Origin of the sequence: Gardnerella sp. DNF01199S (assembly GCF_049244155.1) — a bacterium.
Lineage (GTDB): Bacteria > Actinomycetota > Actinomycetes > Actinomycetales > Bifidobacteriaceae > Bifidobacterium > Bifidobacterium piotii.
The window spans coordinates 1388342-1405439 of sequence record NZ_CP058380.1 but is presented as its reverse complement, the minus strand read 5'-3'; the positions used below and the strand labels follow the sequence as shown (position 1 = coordinate 1405439).

The 17098-nt window shown below is 43.5% G+C and carries 9 protein-coding genes and 1 tRNA gene; 6 read left to right on the top strand and 4 right to left on the bottom strand.

From position 1 onward, the window contains the following. Positions 1-591 precede the first annotated feature (591 nt). The 3 genes from HXT45_RS05710 (at position 592) to HXT45_RS05700 (ending at position 10109) form a co-directional block, all read left to right on the top strand. Complete coding sequence (locus HXT45_RS05710; protein WP_421781601.1) at positions 592-6804, top strand: Rib/alpha-like domain-containing protein; 6213 nt, start codon at positions 592-594, stop codon at positions 6802-6804. Between the two features lie 255 nt (positions 6805-7059). After that, positions 7060-8709: a SpaH/EbpB family LPXTG-anchored major pilin gene (locus HXT45_RS05705; RefSeq protein WP_421781599.1), complete on the top strand. Its 1650-nt coding sequence runs from the start codon at positions 7060-7062 to the stop codon at positions 8707-8709. Positions 8710-9098: 389 nt separating this feature from the next. After that, entirely contained in the window at positions 9099-10109 is a 1011-nt protein-coding gene (locus HXT45_RS05700; RefSeq protein ID WP_421782327.1) for a class C sortase, read from the top strand. A gap of 171 nt (positions 10110-10280) precedes the next feature. On the opposite strand, the gene HXT45_RS05695 is transcribed toward HXT45_RS05700, so the two are convergent. After that, the gene (locus HXT45_RS05695) at positions 10281-10712 is read right to left on the bottom strand and encodes a nucleotidyltransferase family protein (protein WP_353938755.1); all 432 of its coding nucleotides are present in this window, start codon (positions 10710-10712) and stop codon (positions 10281-10283) included. A gap of 376 nt (positions 10713-11088) precedes the next feature. Between HXT45_RS05695 and HXT45_RS05690 the strand changes: the two genes are divergently transcribed. The 3 genes from HXT45_RS05690 (at position 11089) to HXT45_RS05680 (ending at position 12942) form a co-directional block, all read left to right on the top strand. After that, positions 11089-11922 carry a GTP pyrophosphokinase gene (locus HXT45_RS05690; RefSeq protein ID WP_421781597.1) on the top strand — a complete coding sequence of 278 codons (834 nt, stop codon included), beginning with the start codon at positions 11089-11091 and terminating at the stop codon, positions 11920-11922. A gap of 86 nt (positions 11923-12008) precedes the next feature. After that, complete coding sequence (locus HXT45_RS05685; protein ID WP_421781596.1) at positions 12009-12770, top strand: Bax inhibitor-1/YccA family protein; 762 nt, start codon at positions 12009-12011, stop codon at positions 12768-12770. 87 nt (positions 12771-12857) lie between these two features. After that, a tRNA-Ser gene (locus HXT45_RS05680) sits at positions 12858-12942 on the top strand. Between the two features lie 567 nt (positions 12943-13509). On the opposite strand, the gene HXT45_RS05675 is transcribed toward HXT45_RS05680, so the two are convergent. The 3 genes from HXT45_RS05675 to HXT45_RS05665 form a co-directional block, all read right to left on the bottom strand. After that, entirely contained in the window at positions 13510-14613 is a 1104-nt protein-coding gene (locus tag HXT45_RS05675; protein WP_219722671.1) for a hypothetical protein, read from the bottom strand. Positions 14614-14957: 344 nt separating this feature from the next. Continuing rightward, entirely contained in the window at positions 14958-15149 is a 192-nt protein-coding gene (locus HXT45_RS05670) for a hypothetical protein (protein ID WP_115761572.1), read from the bottom strand. A 394-nt stretch (positions 15150-15543) separates the two neighbouring features. Then, complete coding sequence (locus HXT45_RS05665) at positions 15544-16986, bottom strand: hydroxymethylglutaryl-CoA synthase (RefSeq protein ID WP_421781593.1); 1443 nt, start codon at positions 16984-16986, stop codon at positions 15544-15546. Positions 16987-17098 lie beyond the last annotated feature (112 nt).

Sequence of the window (17098 nt, the reverse complement as noted above, 5' to 3'; positions counted from 1 at the left end):
TTGTGTAGTGCGTTTGTATTAAAAAATGCTGAAATTCGGTACAATCGCACTACATTGCTAGCGACTTGCGGTAGGGCGCTTGGGGGACCAGCGCGCTTGTGGTTAGCGGCTTGTGGTCAGCGGCTTGTGGTTAATGGCATGTCAAACCACAAGATGTTGTGGTTTTCGCGACACGCGGGTCACAAAAAACACTTCACCTACTGCATAAAAGTATTCGGTTATTATCTAGTATTCAATAGATTTTTTTGCAAAAGCCAATCATTATAAAAACTTTTACGCACTCCGCAATTTGTAGAGGTTTTAACTTGCAATTCGTTCTGGGGGGGGGGGTATATTTGCTAAATGCTTTTGCTTGAGTACTTTAGTAAAGCTGCGCGTTCTGCTGCTTTATTGTTGTGCTCACATGTGGAATTGCATTAAGCGTTGTGTAAATGTTGCGATTGCTAAATGCTAGTTCATGTATTTGAATGCTCTTAGTACTTCTGTACTGGATACACGTGTAGTATTCTGCCCAATTTTGGGATTCGTGTAAAAGCAGGGTGTTGCTTATGCAATAGCCGAAAATGGCTAGGATGTACAAACTAGCCAAAAATGACAATCGAAGGTGAGTCGATTATGTTACCTGCAAAGTTTGCTCGTTTCACATCTCGCGTGTGCCGTATTGCGCAGAAGGTTTTTTCTGTGAGCGATACTGACAATGCGAATAGCGTGGCAGATGCGCCTGCTGGTTCTGACTCTACCTATTCAACGCGCCCAGATTCCGATTACCACAGTGCGCCAATTTATTCGTACTCAAATATGCAAGTAAATTCTTCATCATCTTCTTCCTCATATTCTTCATCATCTGAGAATGATTCATTAGGCTCATACGTAGGTAAAACAGCAAGAAAATCGCATATCTTGCAAAACTCGATTCTCGCAATAATTGTCACCTTTGCCACCATAGTAACCATGCTCATCGTGCCGCCGCTAAAAGAAGCTAATGCAGCTAATGTTAGTTGGGATTACATTGGTAATGGATATATTTCTCCTAACTCTGTTGCGAGTTATGATGTATATAGGGATTTCGATGTTCAGCCGCCAGATATAAATACGGTAACCGTTAATGGAAAGAAAAAAACGACCATCACTTGGAATGTTCTTTTTAACGCAAATGGATGCAGAATTAAAAAAATAGAAAATCCAAATGTAGTGTGTAATGCTGACAATTTTGGACATGCGTATGGTGGTAGACCTGATTTTTACCTTATTCTTCCAAAAAACATCAAAGATAATAGCATAAGAATTACAAGGTATCGTACAGGATTTGTTATCGGTGGTGCTGGGGGCAACAAGTTTAAGTGGGAAGTACGAGGCAAAGATCAAACACCAGGCGAGTTTAATGGTGGTAGTAATGCTACGCGCTTACCGGGTGATTCTGATTATGAGAATTTCTGGAAAGCATCTGTTGAAAAATGTGGTTTAGGTACAGATGCAACATGTGAAGTCGATACATGGCGTAGAGCTGGTGATTTTGGTAGATTATTGAAATCTTGGGAACAAGATAACGATGCAGATTCTATTCGCTGGATTGTTACTGCAGAAGTTGAAGAAGGCGTTGATCCTTATAAGTTACCTTTTATGGCAGGTTGGATTTCCTACAGAGGAGATAAGCACAAGTTTACAGTTTTTGGTCCATATGATCACGATGGTGACGGCATACCAGACTTGGAAGAGTTTAAGTATGGTTTAAATCCTAAAAATAATGATGATATCCAATTCCCAAAGAAGTCTAAAAATGACGCTGTTTACGGTGAAGTTACTTCCGTAAAGCCTTATATCAACACTGGTGAGTGGGTTGGCGATTCATATTACGGCGACTTCAAATATTACAAGGACATGCCAAGTCATAGCGGCAGAAATACGTCTGAGATGATTCCAACTGATGCTGGAATAGAATTTACGTTTAAAAAGAATGAATTAGGAAATAAAGAGATTCTTCCGCCCGGTGTTACAAGAACTAATAGTCCTAATAATATAAAACCTGGCGAGGCGTATATTAATCCAAAAACAGGCGAGGTTAAGTATAGTCCTAAGACTTCTGATAGAGGTAAAACTATACATTTTGAAGTTCAAATAAACTATCCTGATCCTAGACCTAACAATTGTAAAATGAACAATTCAATTGTTAAAGTAAAGGGTGTTGACATTCATGTAGTTTCGCAAGCCTCACTGTATAATCCGTACTACGACACTACTACAGTAAAAGCTGGTGAAGGTAAAGATTCTAATTCTCCTAGGGATAGGGGAGGCAAAGCATTCCCATCTGGCACTAGTTTCAGAGCAGAAACTTATAATGATTATCAGAATCCACCAACATGGGCAAAGATTAAGAATGAGTCAACTGGTGTTGTTGCCTTCCACCCAAATAAGTGGGTTCCTGCTTCTAAACCTAATCAGCCTGAAAATAGACCTGTAGTTGTGTATTATCCTGATGGCTCAACTTCAAAGGATCGTGATTCTGGTAATAATGGTAATCCAGTTAATGCCCCTGTAATAGTCACTAGAGATGCTTCTGAATCAGGTGACTTGCAGCTCCATATTCATAAGAACCAAAATGGTCAAGAGATTGATTACACCAATGGATTCGTATTCCGCAAGAATCGTGATGTTACTCCACAGCCATGGATAGATTCTTGGTCTGTACGTGAGCCTGGAGATATTAGTATTCGTTCTGTGTGCGCTGATACTACGAATCCTATGAGTTTGAAGTATCATCTTAACGGTATTAATGGCATAAAAATAGAAGGTGATACACCTTGGCAGCATGCAACTGATGAAGAACAGGAAAAGTGTCGAAATGGTCAGGGTTGTGCAGCAAACAAATTATTTGATAGCACAGGCAATACCATGGAGCGTACGCGTGGCCATATTAAAGGAAAACCAACAAAGATTGGCAATTATCAGTGTACTGTGTATGCTTTGAAACCTAATGCTTTGAAGAAATTTGAAGAGGCAAAGAAAAAAGATTCCAAGATTGAAAGCTCAGACGGTTCTGCTACTAATATCATTAATACAAATACTTTCAATGGTCTAAGAGAAGGTGTTGATTATACATCTAGAACTGTGCCAATTAAGGTTCACTCTGACGCGCATTATTATAACCCGCAGTACACGAAGGTAAGTGTACAAGCTGGTAATACAGAAGGTGTAATGAATGCTGCTCCAGTAAGCCAAACTGGTGCCAATGGTGTTGCAGCTGATGATCAAAGCCAAAAGGATTTAGTGCAAGACGGAACATATTTGCCAAAAGGCACATGGTTTGAGCTTAAAAAGTATTCTAAGCATAAAGATTCTAGAGAAAAGCCTGTTTGGTCGAATTTTGAAGCAGATCAGAGCAATAAGAAAAATGGTAGTAATGAGGCAAAAGATAAAACTACTGATAAAAGGTATGGAAAGATTACGTTTAAACCAGAAAAGACTACAGAAGCAAGAGATTATTTAGTTCCTGTAATTGTGCATTATCCAGACGGCTCCACGTCGGAAGATTCTGATTCTGGTAATCTCGGAAAGCCGATTTACGCTCCTGTCTCTGTAACTCTTACAGAAGTTGCAGATGATGATTTGAAGTTGAAAGTTTATGATAGTAAAACTCATGGCGGACGACTTATTAAAGATAATGATAGGAATGGTGTGCGCTTCCGTAAGGGTGAAACGTTAGGCGATGGCAGTAATGATACTAAACCAATGTTCTTTGATTCTTGGTCAAGCAAGAAACAAGGAACTATTTACCAGAGAATGCTCTGCTATAAAAAGAATAGGCAAACTGGTAAGCCTGAAAGTTATGAACTTGATGGAATAAACGGTTTGAAGCTTGCAGGTAGAAAAAATGTCTACGATGGTGATTTGGTTAATGCTGTAGGTGGTAAAACTTCTCAATGGAAGATAGCTACAGAGCAGCAAAAAAAGGATTGTAAAGATAAAAAACAGTGTGATACGAAACATTACTTATATGGTAATGAGAATGATACTACTGCTCGCACTTGGGGATGGCTGCACGGCAAAGTGAAAGATAATGGCGACTTTGTGTGCACTGTGTACGCTATTAAAGAACTTAAATACAATGGAAAAAATGGTGAATTACAAAAAAAGTTTGATACGGCTGTAAATGAATTTGTAAAGAAACCTGGTGACCGTAAGTTTGAAGATGTTGTTAAAGGAGTATTAACAGATAAGCAAGATAAAACAAATCCTCAGAATAGCACTCAAAGACACGTTGATTGGGACTCTGTAACATTCCCAATTCACGTACACTCGGACGCTCACTACTACAACCCTAAGTATGAGACCATTACTATGGAGGCTGGTACTAAGAAAACATCAGAACGTCCAAAGAGTGCTCGTGATGCTAACAAAGCAACACTTAACCAGAGTGAGGTTCAGGAAGGAGAACTTCCTGAAGGTACTTGGTTTGAGTTTAAGATGTATAAAGGATATGCTCATAAACCTCCATTGAGTTATTCGTTCTTTGAAGATGGGCAAAATAATACTGATAATAATAATTCAGCTAAAAGCAAAGATGGATTATATGGTAAAGTAACATTCCGTCCGCACAAGTGGTTCCCTGCTACAAGTGAGAATAATCCAGATCAAACTCCTGTTGTTGTGCATTATCCAGATGGTTCTACATCAGAAGATTCTGATTCTGGTAACAACGGTAAGCCAGTCTTTGCTTCAGTTAACGTACTTCGTTCTCATGATGAAGATGCTAATAATCTACACCTGAATGTAAGTGATCGTGAAGGTGGCGGTAATTGGAATGATCCTACGATTAACCTTAGTAAGAACGAGGAACTTACAGTTAATAATAGTAAGGGTCGTTGGCTTGATTCATGGTCACAGTATAAGCCTGGTAAAATTAACCTGCGCACTATTTGCTATAGGAATAATCCAGATGGCACTAAGTCTCATTATCAATCTGGTGGCATTGCTGGAATTACCATGCAAAATGTAGAAAAGTGGGATCATACTGAAGATCCTGAAAAGCAGAAGAAATGCGAAGAAAATAGCAATGAATGTGAAGTTAAGCATTTATACGACGACTATATTTCTAACGGTAATTCGCAAAAAACTACCGAGCGTACTCGCGGATGGATTAAGGGTACTGCAAAGGAAACTGGCGACTACGAGTGTGTAGTGTACGCGATTAAAGAGAAGCAGTTCAGTAAAGATACTAATAATTTGCTTACTAACTTTGATAATGCAGTAAAAAAACTTAACAAAGATGCAAGTAAAAATAATACTGATCCTTTAAGAGATTTCCAGTGGAATATTAGTGGCAGTGGCAATAACATTGTTAAGGCTAAAAAAGGTGTCGATTATGACTCTCGCACAATACCAATCCACATTCACACTCAAGCTCACAACTACAATCCTGTGTATGATAAAGTAAATGTTCGAGCTGGTGATGAAGTACAATCTGGTTTGCCAAAGAATAAGAAGCCAACTGGGAAGCATGTAAATACTAAGTCGCTTGCGTATGGAGCTATATCAGACAGTGTATCGTTCCCTGACGGTACGTGGTTTGAGTTGAAGAAGGATGACGGTAGTGCTGCATCTTCATCTGAAGACGCATATGATTGGTCATTCTGGAAGAATGGTCAGAAGGATAGTAATGCTCCTAGAGATAATAACAATCCGCTTAATCACAATGGTAATGATACTGGAATAGGTGCAGGCTCTAGGTATGGTAATGTTACATTCCATCCAGACGTAACTGTTACTCCAAAAGACCACTATAAGACACATGTTGTTGTGCATTATCCAGATGGTTCTACATCAGAAGATCCAGATGCTGGCAATAACCAGTTTAAGCATGATGATAATGCAACTAATACTATGAACCCTGTGTATGCTCCAGTTAAAGTAACTGATTTGGGCTATAGCGGTAACGATTTGCGAATGAGTCTAACTAAATCTAAAGATACTAACAGTGTGCTTAATGGTAGTAATGATCTTACTGTTATGAAAGGCATTGGTCTTATTAGAAATCCGTTTGTACAAGCTTGGAGCGTAAAAAATAAGACCAAGATTCATCTACGTATGATGTGTTCAAAAGACAACACGAATAAGTGGAGTCGCGGACTTGAGGATACATTGAACATGCATTTGGGTCATGATTATGGCGAAAACACTCCTGAATGGACTTTTGCGACCGAATCTCAGCAGAAAGATTGTAGAGAAAATGGAAATTGTTCTGCTGACCATGTTTTGTATGGAATGCTGAATGCGAATAATACTCAGGCAGGAAGTGTGGAAAGTTCAACCGCTCGCAGGGAAGAAGAAATCGAAGGTGCTCCAAAAGAGACTGGAACGTATGTTTGCTCTGTTTTTGCACTGAAAGATAATGCGCTTACTGCTTTTAATCAAGCTGTTAAAGATGGTATTCCTCAGAATGATGGTAGTTATTCATCAACCGATATGTGGAATGTAAAACTTGCTGGCGTAGCGCAATCTAGAGACTGGGATCGCATATCCTTCAAAGTACACGTGGTCGAACAATTTAAGCTGCCAAAGACAGGTGGGGAAGATTGCGTGAACTGGAACATGGTGATGAGCGTTGTGTGCGTGCTTGGCACGGGCGCTATGGCGGCTGGATTCTTCCTTGACCAGACCAAGTGGGGGCGCGCGATGCTGGAGGCGTTGCTGCGTAAGGCGTTGTTGCGCGAGACACTGATGCGCAATGTGAAAATTAAAGCTTTTATCCGCAAAACTGCCAAAAAGCTTCGCGCTTTAAGGCGACGTAGCGAAAGGTGGCGATGCTGATGAAAATTTTCTGCAGCTTAAAAACTGCAGTGTCAACGTTCCATATGTCGGCAATGGCGTTACGTAGTTGCGTTACATAGTAACGACAATTATGCCGAAGCATGGTTCGGATTTAATCTTGCTGCGCGCGGCGCAAATCGTAGCCGCCGACAGAGTTCATGCGGCTTTGCGATGACTCCGCCGACCGTGCGCAACACAAAACATAACACATATCTCTCAAAGTGTTCGCAAGAACAAAACAAACAAGGAGAAAATATGAATAAGATAACAAAGCAGTGCGTGGCCGCGGTGGCCTCGCTCGCGATGGCTGGCACGCTGTGCGTTGCTGGCGCCGTGGTTGCTGGCAGCTCCGCTTGGGCGGCTAGTACTCCAGAAAAGGCTCCATGGGATACGACTCTTGAATCCAACAAAAAGGGTTCTATTACCATTACCAAGTACAGGGATGAAATTGACTCAACAAGTGGTAAACAGGCCAAAAAGACTCCTGTAGAAGGTGCAAAGTTTAAGGTTTACAAGGTTCTTACGCTTAATAAAAAAGATGTTAACCTTAAAGAATATTCTAATTGGCTAAATGTTGCTGCTATGGTTGATACACTCAACAAAACACCAGATCTCAACAATGCCGATCAAATTACTCTTGATGCTGGTTCTACAGAGCAGGCAACTAATAATAGTGGTGTTGCAAAGTTCCCTAACCTTGAAATCGGCTTGTACAAGGTTGTTGAAACTCAAGCCGCTAAAGATTATGCGCTACTTTCTAGCCCATTCTTCATGACGATTCCAGAAGTTACTAGCAAAGATGGTAAAACTAACCAGTACAAGTACGATGTAACTGTTGATCCTAAGAACGTATACACTGCTGATGCTATTCACAAGACAGCTGATACGTCTGCAATGGTCGGCGGTGGCGATACATTGCCATACACCATTACGACTACTGTTAAGACCAGTACTTCACATGAAGCTGGTAAATATACAGAGGATGATTTTACTGGTTTTGCCGTGTGGGATGACGCGTTGAAATCTGCTTATGATTCCGACACTAATGTTGTTAAGAGCGTGAAGATTGGTGATAAGGATCTTAAAGCGGCAAATGGTAAGACTTATTACAACGTTAGCGTTGTTGATACTCCTAATGACACTAACCGTAGTCGCATTAAGATAGAGTTTACTGAAGACGGACGCAAAGTTATTGCAGAAAAGCTTAATAATGATGCTGATAAGTCTAAGCCTTCACAATTAACTGTTGAGCTTAAGTTTACTCTTAAGACTACAGTTGCTGCTGGCGAACTTATTAACAAGTACGGCTTCCAGCCTGGCTATCCATCTACTACACTTGAAGATAAGAAGCCAAAGCCTGTAAATCCAGATAATCCAGATCCAAATTCTAAGGTAACTCTTCGTGACTTCCAGATTAAGAAGGTTAACGGAACCGATGGTAAGTCTCCTCTTAAGGGTGCTAAGTTTGCTGTCTTTGCTAATAAGACGGATGCTGATAACTGTGCAGCTGATTCTAGTCGTCCTGCTGAAAAGTGCGATAATAAGTCTACTAAGGGCTTTACAAACAATGCTAATGGAACGCCTGAAACTGGTTTGACTACTGCTTTCAAGGCAAAGGTTGGGCAAGAATTCTACGTTGTGGAAACCGTGGCTCCAGAAGGATTCGTTTTGTCTCCAGCTGTTGACAAGGTAACCATTCCAAATGAGAGTCTCACTACTGCTTATGTTCACAACTTCAAGGATCTTCCAAACGGTGGTCCTGATGGCGGCAAGAATTGGTTCAACCTTCCAAAGACTGGTGCTGCAGGCGTGATTATCTTTGCGCTTATTGGCCTCGGTCTTGTAGGCTCTGGTATGTTCGTATTCCTTAAGAATCGCAAGAAGGAAGAAGAGCAGGCTGCGTGATTTGCTTAGTATAATCAGCAAATCATAAGTGATTGAGTCTATAAGATTAAATCCATAAACGATTGAGTCTAGGAGTAAAATCCTAGACTCAATCCTATGTGGCCTGTTTAGCTAGAAAAGTGCAAAATCTCATTGCGTTTGTAGCAAAATCAAACCAAATATTATCTTTCATTCAATAGCTTGAGCTTGGAGGAGTTATGAAGCTAGCCGATATTAGCAATTGGTGCCGCTCATTGCGTGCGCGCGCTGTTGCTAAATTGTTCAAAAATAAGGCGAAGCGTACCTCCAATGCGGCTGGCGCGAGCAGTGTGGCTGGTGCGAGTGATTTGCTAGCGGATAAGTCGGAAGCTTCCGAAGAACAAATTCCACGCTCAATCTCAAGCCAAAATATAAACCAAAATACACTTAAAACTAAAAAAACAACTAAAAAAACAACTAAAAAAACAACTAAAAAAACAACTAAAAAAATAACTAAAAAAATAACTAAAAAGAAAAGCGCACTGATGCGCATTATAGAGCCGATTGCGCTGGTTCTTGCGGGAATTCTGTGCTTTAGCTACCCTGTGTGCTCAACGCTGTGGAATAATCACGTTTCCAAGGAGATTTCCACTGCGTACGATAAGTACAACCACGACCAGGCTGGCGACGTGCGGCGCGCGCACATTCGCGACGCAAAGCGCTATAACGCAACGCGCAAAGACATGCTCACGCGAGATCCGTACGGCGGCGACGGCCAGGAAAGCATAACTAACACGCCCGCGTACAAGCGCTACCTTAAAACGCTTGAGGAGCCGATGGGCATTATTGGCATTGTAAAGATCCCGAAGATTGGCGTAAAGCTGCCGATTTATCACGGCACGCTGCAAGATACTCTGGCGCGAGGCGCTGGGCACTTGTACGGCACGGATTTGCCAGTGGGCGGCAAGGGGCGACACACCGTGATAACCGCTCACACGGGATTGCCGAACGCAACCATGTTCGACTCGCTAACCGACCTTAAAAAGGGCGACTATTTTTACCTTGATGTGCAAGGCGAGACCCTGCGATACAAGGTGTTCCGCATAAACGTGGTGGATCCGCACGACATAAGCCTGCTGCAGCGCGAGCCTGGGCGCGATTTGGCAACGCTGCTTACGTGCACGCCGTATGGAATTAACTCGCATAGGCTGCTTGTTACGGGGTATCGCGTGCTGCCAGACCCTGTTGCGGCGCCAGAGGACCATGTGCAGTGGCCGCTTTGGATGACGCTGTTTGTTATAGCTATGATATTCTCGGCTGCGATTCTTTCCATGATGATTACGGCGGCGGCTGGCAAGAGGCGGCGCAAGTGGGATATTCGCGGCAAGCACATATTGCGCGACGACCTGCCTTTTCGCTTCGAGCGTAGCGCGAAAAGGTAATTCGGAGCGCTGGGCTTGCTTAAGGTTGAAAGCACGGTGTGCTTTCAACGCAAGCGAAGACGTTCGCGCGCTGTAACGCGCGAACGATGCGTGGCGAGATTAAACTGCGCTAGTGCTATTTCCCGAAAATGTAGCTCTACATGTGGTTTTGAGCTACAAAAAGCGGACTATTCACACAATTTGGAATATTGGCTTTGTGTTAATCGTTGTTACAAACGCTTTTCGTTGAATTTCCGCATCTTCGTCCGCTAACGGCTGTGTTACGTAACTTTTGTTAACTAGGTCGATTTTTCTGCCCAAGCAATCAGCGAGTGATTGCATTAGCTCTTGTTTTCGCACAATTCGCGAGGTTTCGCGTTCTAAGCTCGATTCGTTTTGCAGCTCGTATATAAAATCCACGTCTGAGTTGCGATTGGTGGTTCCTTGCGCAACCGATCCGAATAAATACAGCGATTTTACGCCGAGTCTGCGGGCGATTGGAGCACAAAGTTTTTGTACGATTGACGGGGTTAGGGTAGGAGGGTAAGCCAGTTTTGTGCTTTTTGAGATTTCCGCGGATTTCGCAGATTTCTCTGGATTTGCAGCTGTTGCACTAATTGCCATTTTTCCTCCTTACGCCCAAATAATTTGTTAATTTTGACTTGATGATACCTATACATAAGTTTATACGTTTGCGCGACGACCTGCCTTTTCGCTTCTAGCGTAGCGCGAAAAGCGCTTTGACTGAGCTTGAAATTGCATAACGCGTTTCAAACTCTTTCAAAGCGTGATTTGGCTTAAAGCATAAAGTCCAGTGGACTTTATGCGCCAAATCAGCCGAGCGGCTACTAATAGCCGCGAGGAATAGAGCGCTGAGCCGCTCAAGGCAGAAGCACTGCTTCTGCGCTGCGAACGATAGGACCTACCTTTTCGCTTCGAGCGCGCATATTCTCAGGCGATTATCAGACTTATAGCAAAATTGCGAGTAAAATAAAAAGACGTGATACTTGATCGTCATAATCGTTTAAATTTGGCTGAACTTTACGCCAGCTTGCAAGGGGCTAGTGATGGTGGGGCGCAAGGCGCCTCTGCGACAGATGCAGAAGCCGCGGAATCCGCGGAAAAGTCGCAAGCAACCGCCGACGAAAAGTCCGCGCAAAAATCACCTATAAAAAGCGAAACGCCGCATCTTCCGCCCGAGCAAATGGACGAATTCGTAAACATGATGCAAGTGTACGAAGGCGCGATGTACGAAATCAGCACCAAGCTGGAGATTTTGGACGGCGAGTTTCAGGTGCGATTTTCGCACAACCCCGTGCATCACATGGAGCGGCGACTAAAATCCGTGCACTCGATTTTTGAGAAGCTGCGCCGCAGAAACCTAAGCATATCAACGCGTTCGATTCGCGACAACCTGTTCGACGTGGCTGGAATCCGCGTAATTTGCAACTATCGTGACGACGTGTACGCGGTTGCGCAATACCTTTCCAAGCAAACGGATATTCAGGTGCTGCAAGTTAAGGACTACATTAAAAACCCAAAGCCGAATGGGTACCGCAGTTTGCACGTGATTTACGCTGTGCCAGTGTTTTTGTCGTCGGGCGCGCATTACACGCCTGTTGAGGTGCAATTCCGCACAATTGCAATGGATTATTGGGCGAGTTTGGAGCACGCGTTGCGTTATAAGGCGGATTTGCCAGACGCAAAGTTGGCGGAGCATTCTAAGACGCTGCTTGAGTGTGCGCAGAATTTGCAGGCCATTGAGGCGAAGATGCAGGGGATTCATCGCGATATTAATGGTGCGCCGCGCGTGGAGGATGCGCCTGAGTCGTGACAAGCTAATACATATTGATCTGTTCGACACGCATAGTCGTACAAATGTACTATAATTAGATACTTAATAAGAATTTAGGAGGATATATGGTAGATTTTGGAAATTTTAATGGCAATTATGCTGGCGATTTTGCGCAAAACCCAACAATTGTAGACTCGCAAGCTACTTATGTGCGCGAGCATGCTGAGCGCGTGAGCGTGCGTCGAGTTTACGCAGAAATGACCGTTGGACTAATCGTCACAACGCTTGTTGCAATGTTTACACAAAGTACGGGTGCGCTTTACTCTTACTTGTATGCTACGGGTAGGTTTGGTTTCTTCGGCATTATTATTGCGCAAGTGGTGCTTGCTGTTGTGCTTGGAATGCGCGTTATGAAAATGAGTGTTGTGGCAGCTCGCGCGCTTTTTTATGCGTATGCGGCACTTACAGGCTTTACACTTAGCACGATCTTTACTGTGTTTAGCCTAGGCTCTATTGCAATGGTTTTGGCTTTAACTGCTGGATTCTTCCTGTGTCTTACAATGCTTGCGCTTACTACAAAAGTGAATATGCTTAAGGCTGGCCCAATTCTTATGGTGGCTTTGTTGGTGCTGTGCGTAAGCCAGGTAATTCTTATGTTTGTTGCTCCAAGCGCTGGAACTATGCGATTTATTGCTGCGATTGCGGTGTTGATTTTTGCAGGTCTTACGGCTTACGATGCACAAAAAACTCGTGCGATTTTTGAAGCGTATGCTAATCAGCCAGAAATGATTAAGCGCGTTTCGATTATTTGCGCGTTTAATCTTTATTTGGACTTCATCAACATGTTTGTGTACTTGCTAGAGTTACTGGGGAATAGACGCGACTAGGTGCGGAGCCTGCGCGTTTTTTCCTAGGGATTATGGTAAAATATACGCTTGTGTGCTTTGCGTGCTTATAGTGCGACTAGCACACATGGATGGGTGTCCGAGCGGTCTAAGGAGACGGTCTTGAAAACCGTTGTAGGGAAACCTACCGCGAGTTCGAATCTCGCCTCATCCGCAAATAGGGTTTCTAGCAAATCGCTAGAAGCCCTTTTTCATGCCGAAAACCCTCGATATATCAACGTTTTTGGCTTGTTTTTAGTGGTTTTGTGTAGTGTGTTTGCGCGACGACCTGCCTTTTCGCTTGAGAGTCACGCGAAAAGGTAATTCGGAGCGCTGAGCTTGATTAAGGTTGAAAGCACACGGTGTGCTTTCAACGCAAGCGAGGTCTGCTGCGTCTCGATTGACGCAGCAGACACCACGCTATGCGTGGCTTAGCATGCGCCAAATCAGCCGAACGGCTACTAATAGCCGTGAGGAATAGCGCAGCTAATCTGCGTGCGAGTCGACGATTTCGAGCTGCATAATGCGCGAGAAATCACCTCGACTCGCTGAGCCGCTTAGCGTAGAAGCACGGTGTGCTTCTACGGCGGCGAAGACGTGAGCGCAGCTAATCTGCGCGAACGACGACCTGCCGTATTTTAGATACAATCGCACTACAGTTTTACGTGTTTGTGTAGTGCGTTTGTATAAAAAAATGACGAAATTCGGTACAATCGCACTACACCCTTAATACTTGTTTTGGTTACGCAACGGCCACAGGAACTCCCGCAGAAAGCAGCTTCTTCTTAAACTCAATCGGATTCAAGATATCGCAATAATCAAATCGCACAACCCTAACAACTCCGCAATCCATAAGCCACCGTTCTCTATTGCGTTCCTTCCTAACTGCATCACGATTATATCTATATAAGGTATTTGTGCTTAAGTTGTTGATATTTTCAACACTTCCATCAGAATCCTCAGTGCGCAAGTCGTAAGCAGCCGAGCGGCTATCAAGCAAAGTTCTATCTTCAATCAAATATTTATCAGTGCCATCAAACTCTCCAACAATAATTTTTCCGTTAACTTTCCACATAAAATCTGCGCGATATGGGCTCTGTGGATAATTCGGGTTTGGAAACTCGTGCTGCAACTCTGGCTCCACAAAACCAAGCTCAAGCATTATCGCCCGCGCAAGCGATTCTCCGCCGTTTTCGCTCTTAGGGTTCGCATAGTTTACCAAAGTCTCCATTCGCGACAAAACATCAAATTCATCGGTGCCAAGAAAATTTGGATTGTTGATAGGCGAATAATTTACACCATAAAAATCCGCGTTTTTTGGATTCTGAACACTGTTCAAGAACTGCGGCGTATCACTACAACAATCCATGGAGCCGTAAAATTTACGACAAACACGCAAAATTTTGTTAAGATCTTCACCTTTTCGAGCAGCAGAATCGAAAGTTGCTAGCGACTCGGCGAACGACCCCTTCCAAGCGCACACGTAGAGAACGTTGTAAATGCTGGCAACATGACTAATCGCAAGCTCTTCATCAGTTGCAATATGTCCAAATGACGATGTCGTCAAAAAATTCGTATTCTCATCTAATTTATTAAAATTGTCAGCATCTGAATCTAGATAAATTCCGTTTTGATTTTTAATAATATCTTGAATTGCAATCTTTTTAATCTGATTTCGCAACACAGGATTTTTGATTTTGCGCATATTTATATCATGATTGCGCTTAGCTTTTTTGCTACATGCTATAAAAATTTCTATATTGTTGGCATGTGTTGTTGGTAGTGCAACAACTTCCAGTCCAAGCAATGCTGCGCCAGTTGATGCTGTGAATTTCCATTTTTTCATCTTTATTTTTTGTGAAATTCCCGTAGCAACAAATCTAACTCTGTCCTTGTAGTGCATGTTGTTCCAAATTTCAGTTCTTACATATAGACCGCAATACGGTTCAAATAAATTTCCAGATTTGAAATTAGGACGCAAATCATTGCGAGAGTTGACTTTTGAGGCCATTAGGCATGAATTATTTCGCTCCGACTCAAGTAAATTGTTCATGAGTCTGGCAGGGAGATTTGTATTTCTACAAGATGTCTCTGTGTTGTATAAAACTTTTCTACTTTCCATAGGCTGATAATAAGTGGCGACGTTTTTCTTGTAAATAGATTTTTAGCAATGTGGTTAAAGGCTATTTTTTAATGATTGTGTAGTGTGTTTGCGCGCCAACCTGCCGGAGCGCTTAAAGCGTAGCGCGCGAAAGCAATTTGGCGCGCTGAGCCACTCAAGGCAGAAGCATTGCTTCTGCGTGGCGAAGACGTTCGCGCGCTTAGACCGCGCGAACGATTACCTGCCTTTTCGCTTAGAGCGTAGCGCGAATCGACTTGCATGAGCGCTTAAAGCGTAGCGCGCGAATGCACTTCGATTCGCTGAGCCGCTCAAAACAGAAGCACTGCTTCTGCTGCGCGCTTTGACTGAGCTTGAAATTGCATAGCGCGTTTCAAGCTCCTTCAAAGCGTGATTTGGCTCAAATGTAAAGTCCAGTGGACTTTACATGCCAAATCAGCCGAGCGGCTATTAATAGCCGCGAGGAATAGCTCGGCTAATCCGCGCGAACGACGACCTGCCGTATTTTAGGTACAATCGCACTACGGTTTTGTTTGTTTGTGTAGTGTGTTTGTATGTAAAAATGCTGAAATTCGGTACAATCGCACTACGGTTTTGTTTGTTTGTGTAGTGTGTTTGTATTAAAAAATACGGAAATTAGGTACAATCGCACTACAGCTAGATAGAAAGATAGTTGCGCTCTTGAGATTTGATGGAGTCAAGCACGAATAGCGCGCCGCTTCGATTCTCTTTGCTGCTTACAAAATCTTGCGGAGAATAAGGCGCCGCGCTGTTAAACATTTCCTCGTATTGCGAAACACTTAATTGCGTGCGATTGTTTAGTGCTTTTATGTGCTGATTAGAAAACAGCGCGCTACGCCAGCCTGGAACCAGTGTTGCGCTAAAGAATTCCGCTACAGCGCCAGAACCGTATGAGAACAAGCCGATTTTTTGGCCTGGGAGTAGGGGAGACGGGCGCGTCGGCGATTCGTTTGAGTGTGTTGCGGAGGATAAGTCGCAAGCAACCGTTGATGATGAATTGCTGGCAGACGTTGATGAATCGCAAGCAGACTCTGATGAATCGTCATCAATCGCAGAATCGCCAGAATTCCTAAAATAATCGTAATCAAGTAAAGAAATTAATCCCAAATAGAGCGAACCAGTGTAAATATTTCCGATTCGGCGACTATATTGTGTGCTGTCTTGGTATCGCGCAAGAAGACGTTCGCGAGTATCGCTTGTAAGAGACGCGCCGTCATTTGTGTGTAAAACGCCATCGCATGAGTGCGGCGCGCCCGAATTTGCTTCAAAACCAGCTCGAAGCGCCTTAAGCCCCATTTTTGTGTACGGAAGATGGAAGCAAATCGCCTCAAAATCGTTGAAATTGCAGGCGTTTTCCGTACTATACCGCTTCCACACGTCGCAGAACATGCGAATGTATTGCTCGGTTGAAAACTTTCCGCGCGCCAAGGCTGTGCTTTGATATACGGGCCGCCAAAAATCCTGGATTTCCGCCGATTTTACAACGCTGTCATCGTTGATTTGCAACACGCGCGGATTCTCGCTTACAAGCATCGCCACAGCACCAGCGCCTTGCGTCACCTCTCCAGGAGTGCCAACGCCGTAGCGCGCAATGTCTGCAGCAATCACCAAAACTTGCGCGCCAGGATGAGCCAGAACGTAGTCACGAGCCATCATAAGCGCCGCAGTTCCGCCATAACACGCCTCTTTTACTTCCACGCATCGCACCCAAGTGCTAAGGTTCAGCAGTTTGTGAATGTAGAGCGCGCTGGATTTGCTGGCGTCGACGCCGCTTTCTGTGCCAACAATCACCATTTTGAGTCGGTTGCTGTCGATGTACGGCAGTAGTGGCAGCGCAGCTTGAGCGCCAAGCGTTACGATGTCTTGATGATTTGGCGGCACCGCTTGCTGGTTTTGACCTATGCCGATTGTGAATTTGTTTGGGTCAATTCCGCGCGCGATTGCCAGATCTTTCATGCTTAAGTAGCAATTTGGAGTTGCGAAAGTTATGCGGTCGATGCCGATTTTTGGCGGAATTTGGGGCGTGTTTGGTGTGTTTTGTGGCGTGTTGCCTGGCGTGTTTTGTGAAGTATTGCTCATAGTTTCCTGTTTTTTTTTAAGTGTGATTTTTTAAGTGTAATTTTAGTGGTGTAAATTTTTTAAGGGCGATTTTAGTGGTGTAAATTTTACGGCGCGGAAGCTTTCGATTTTT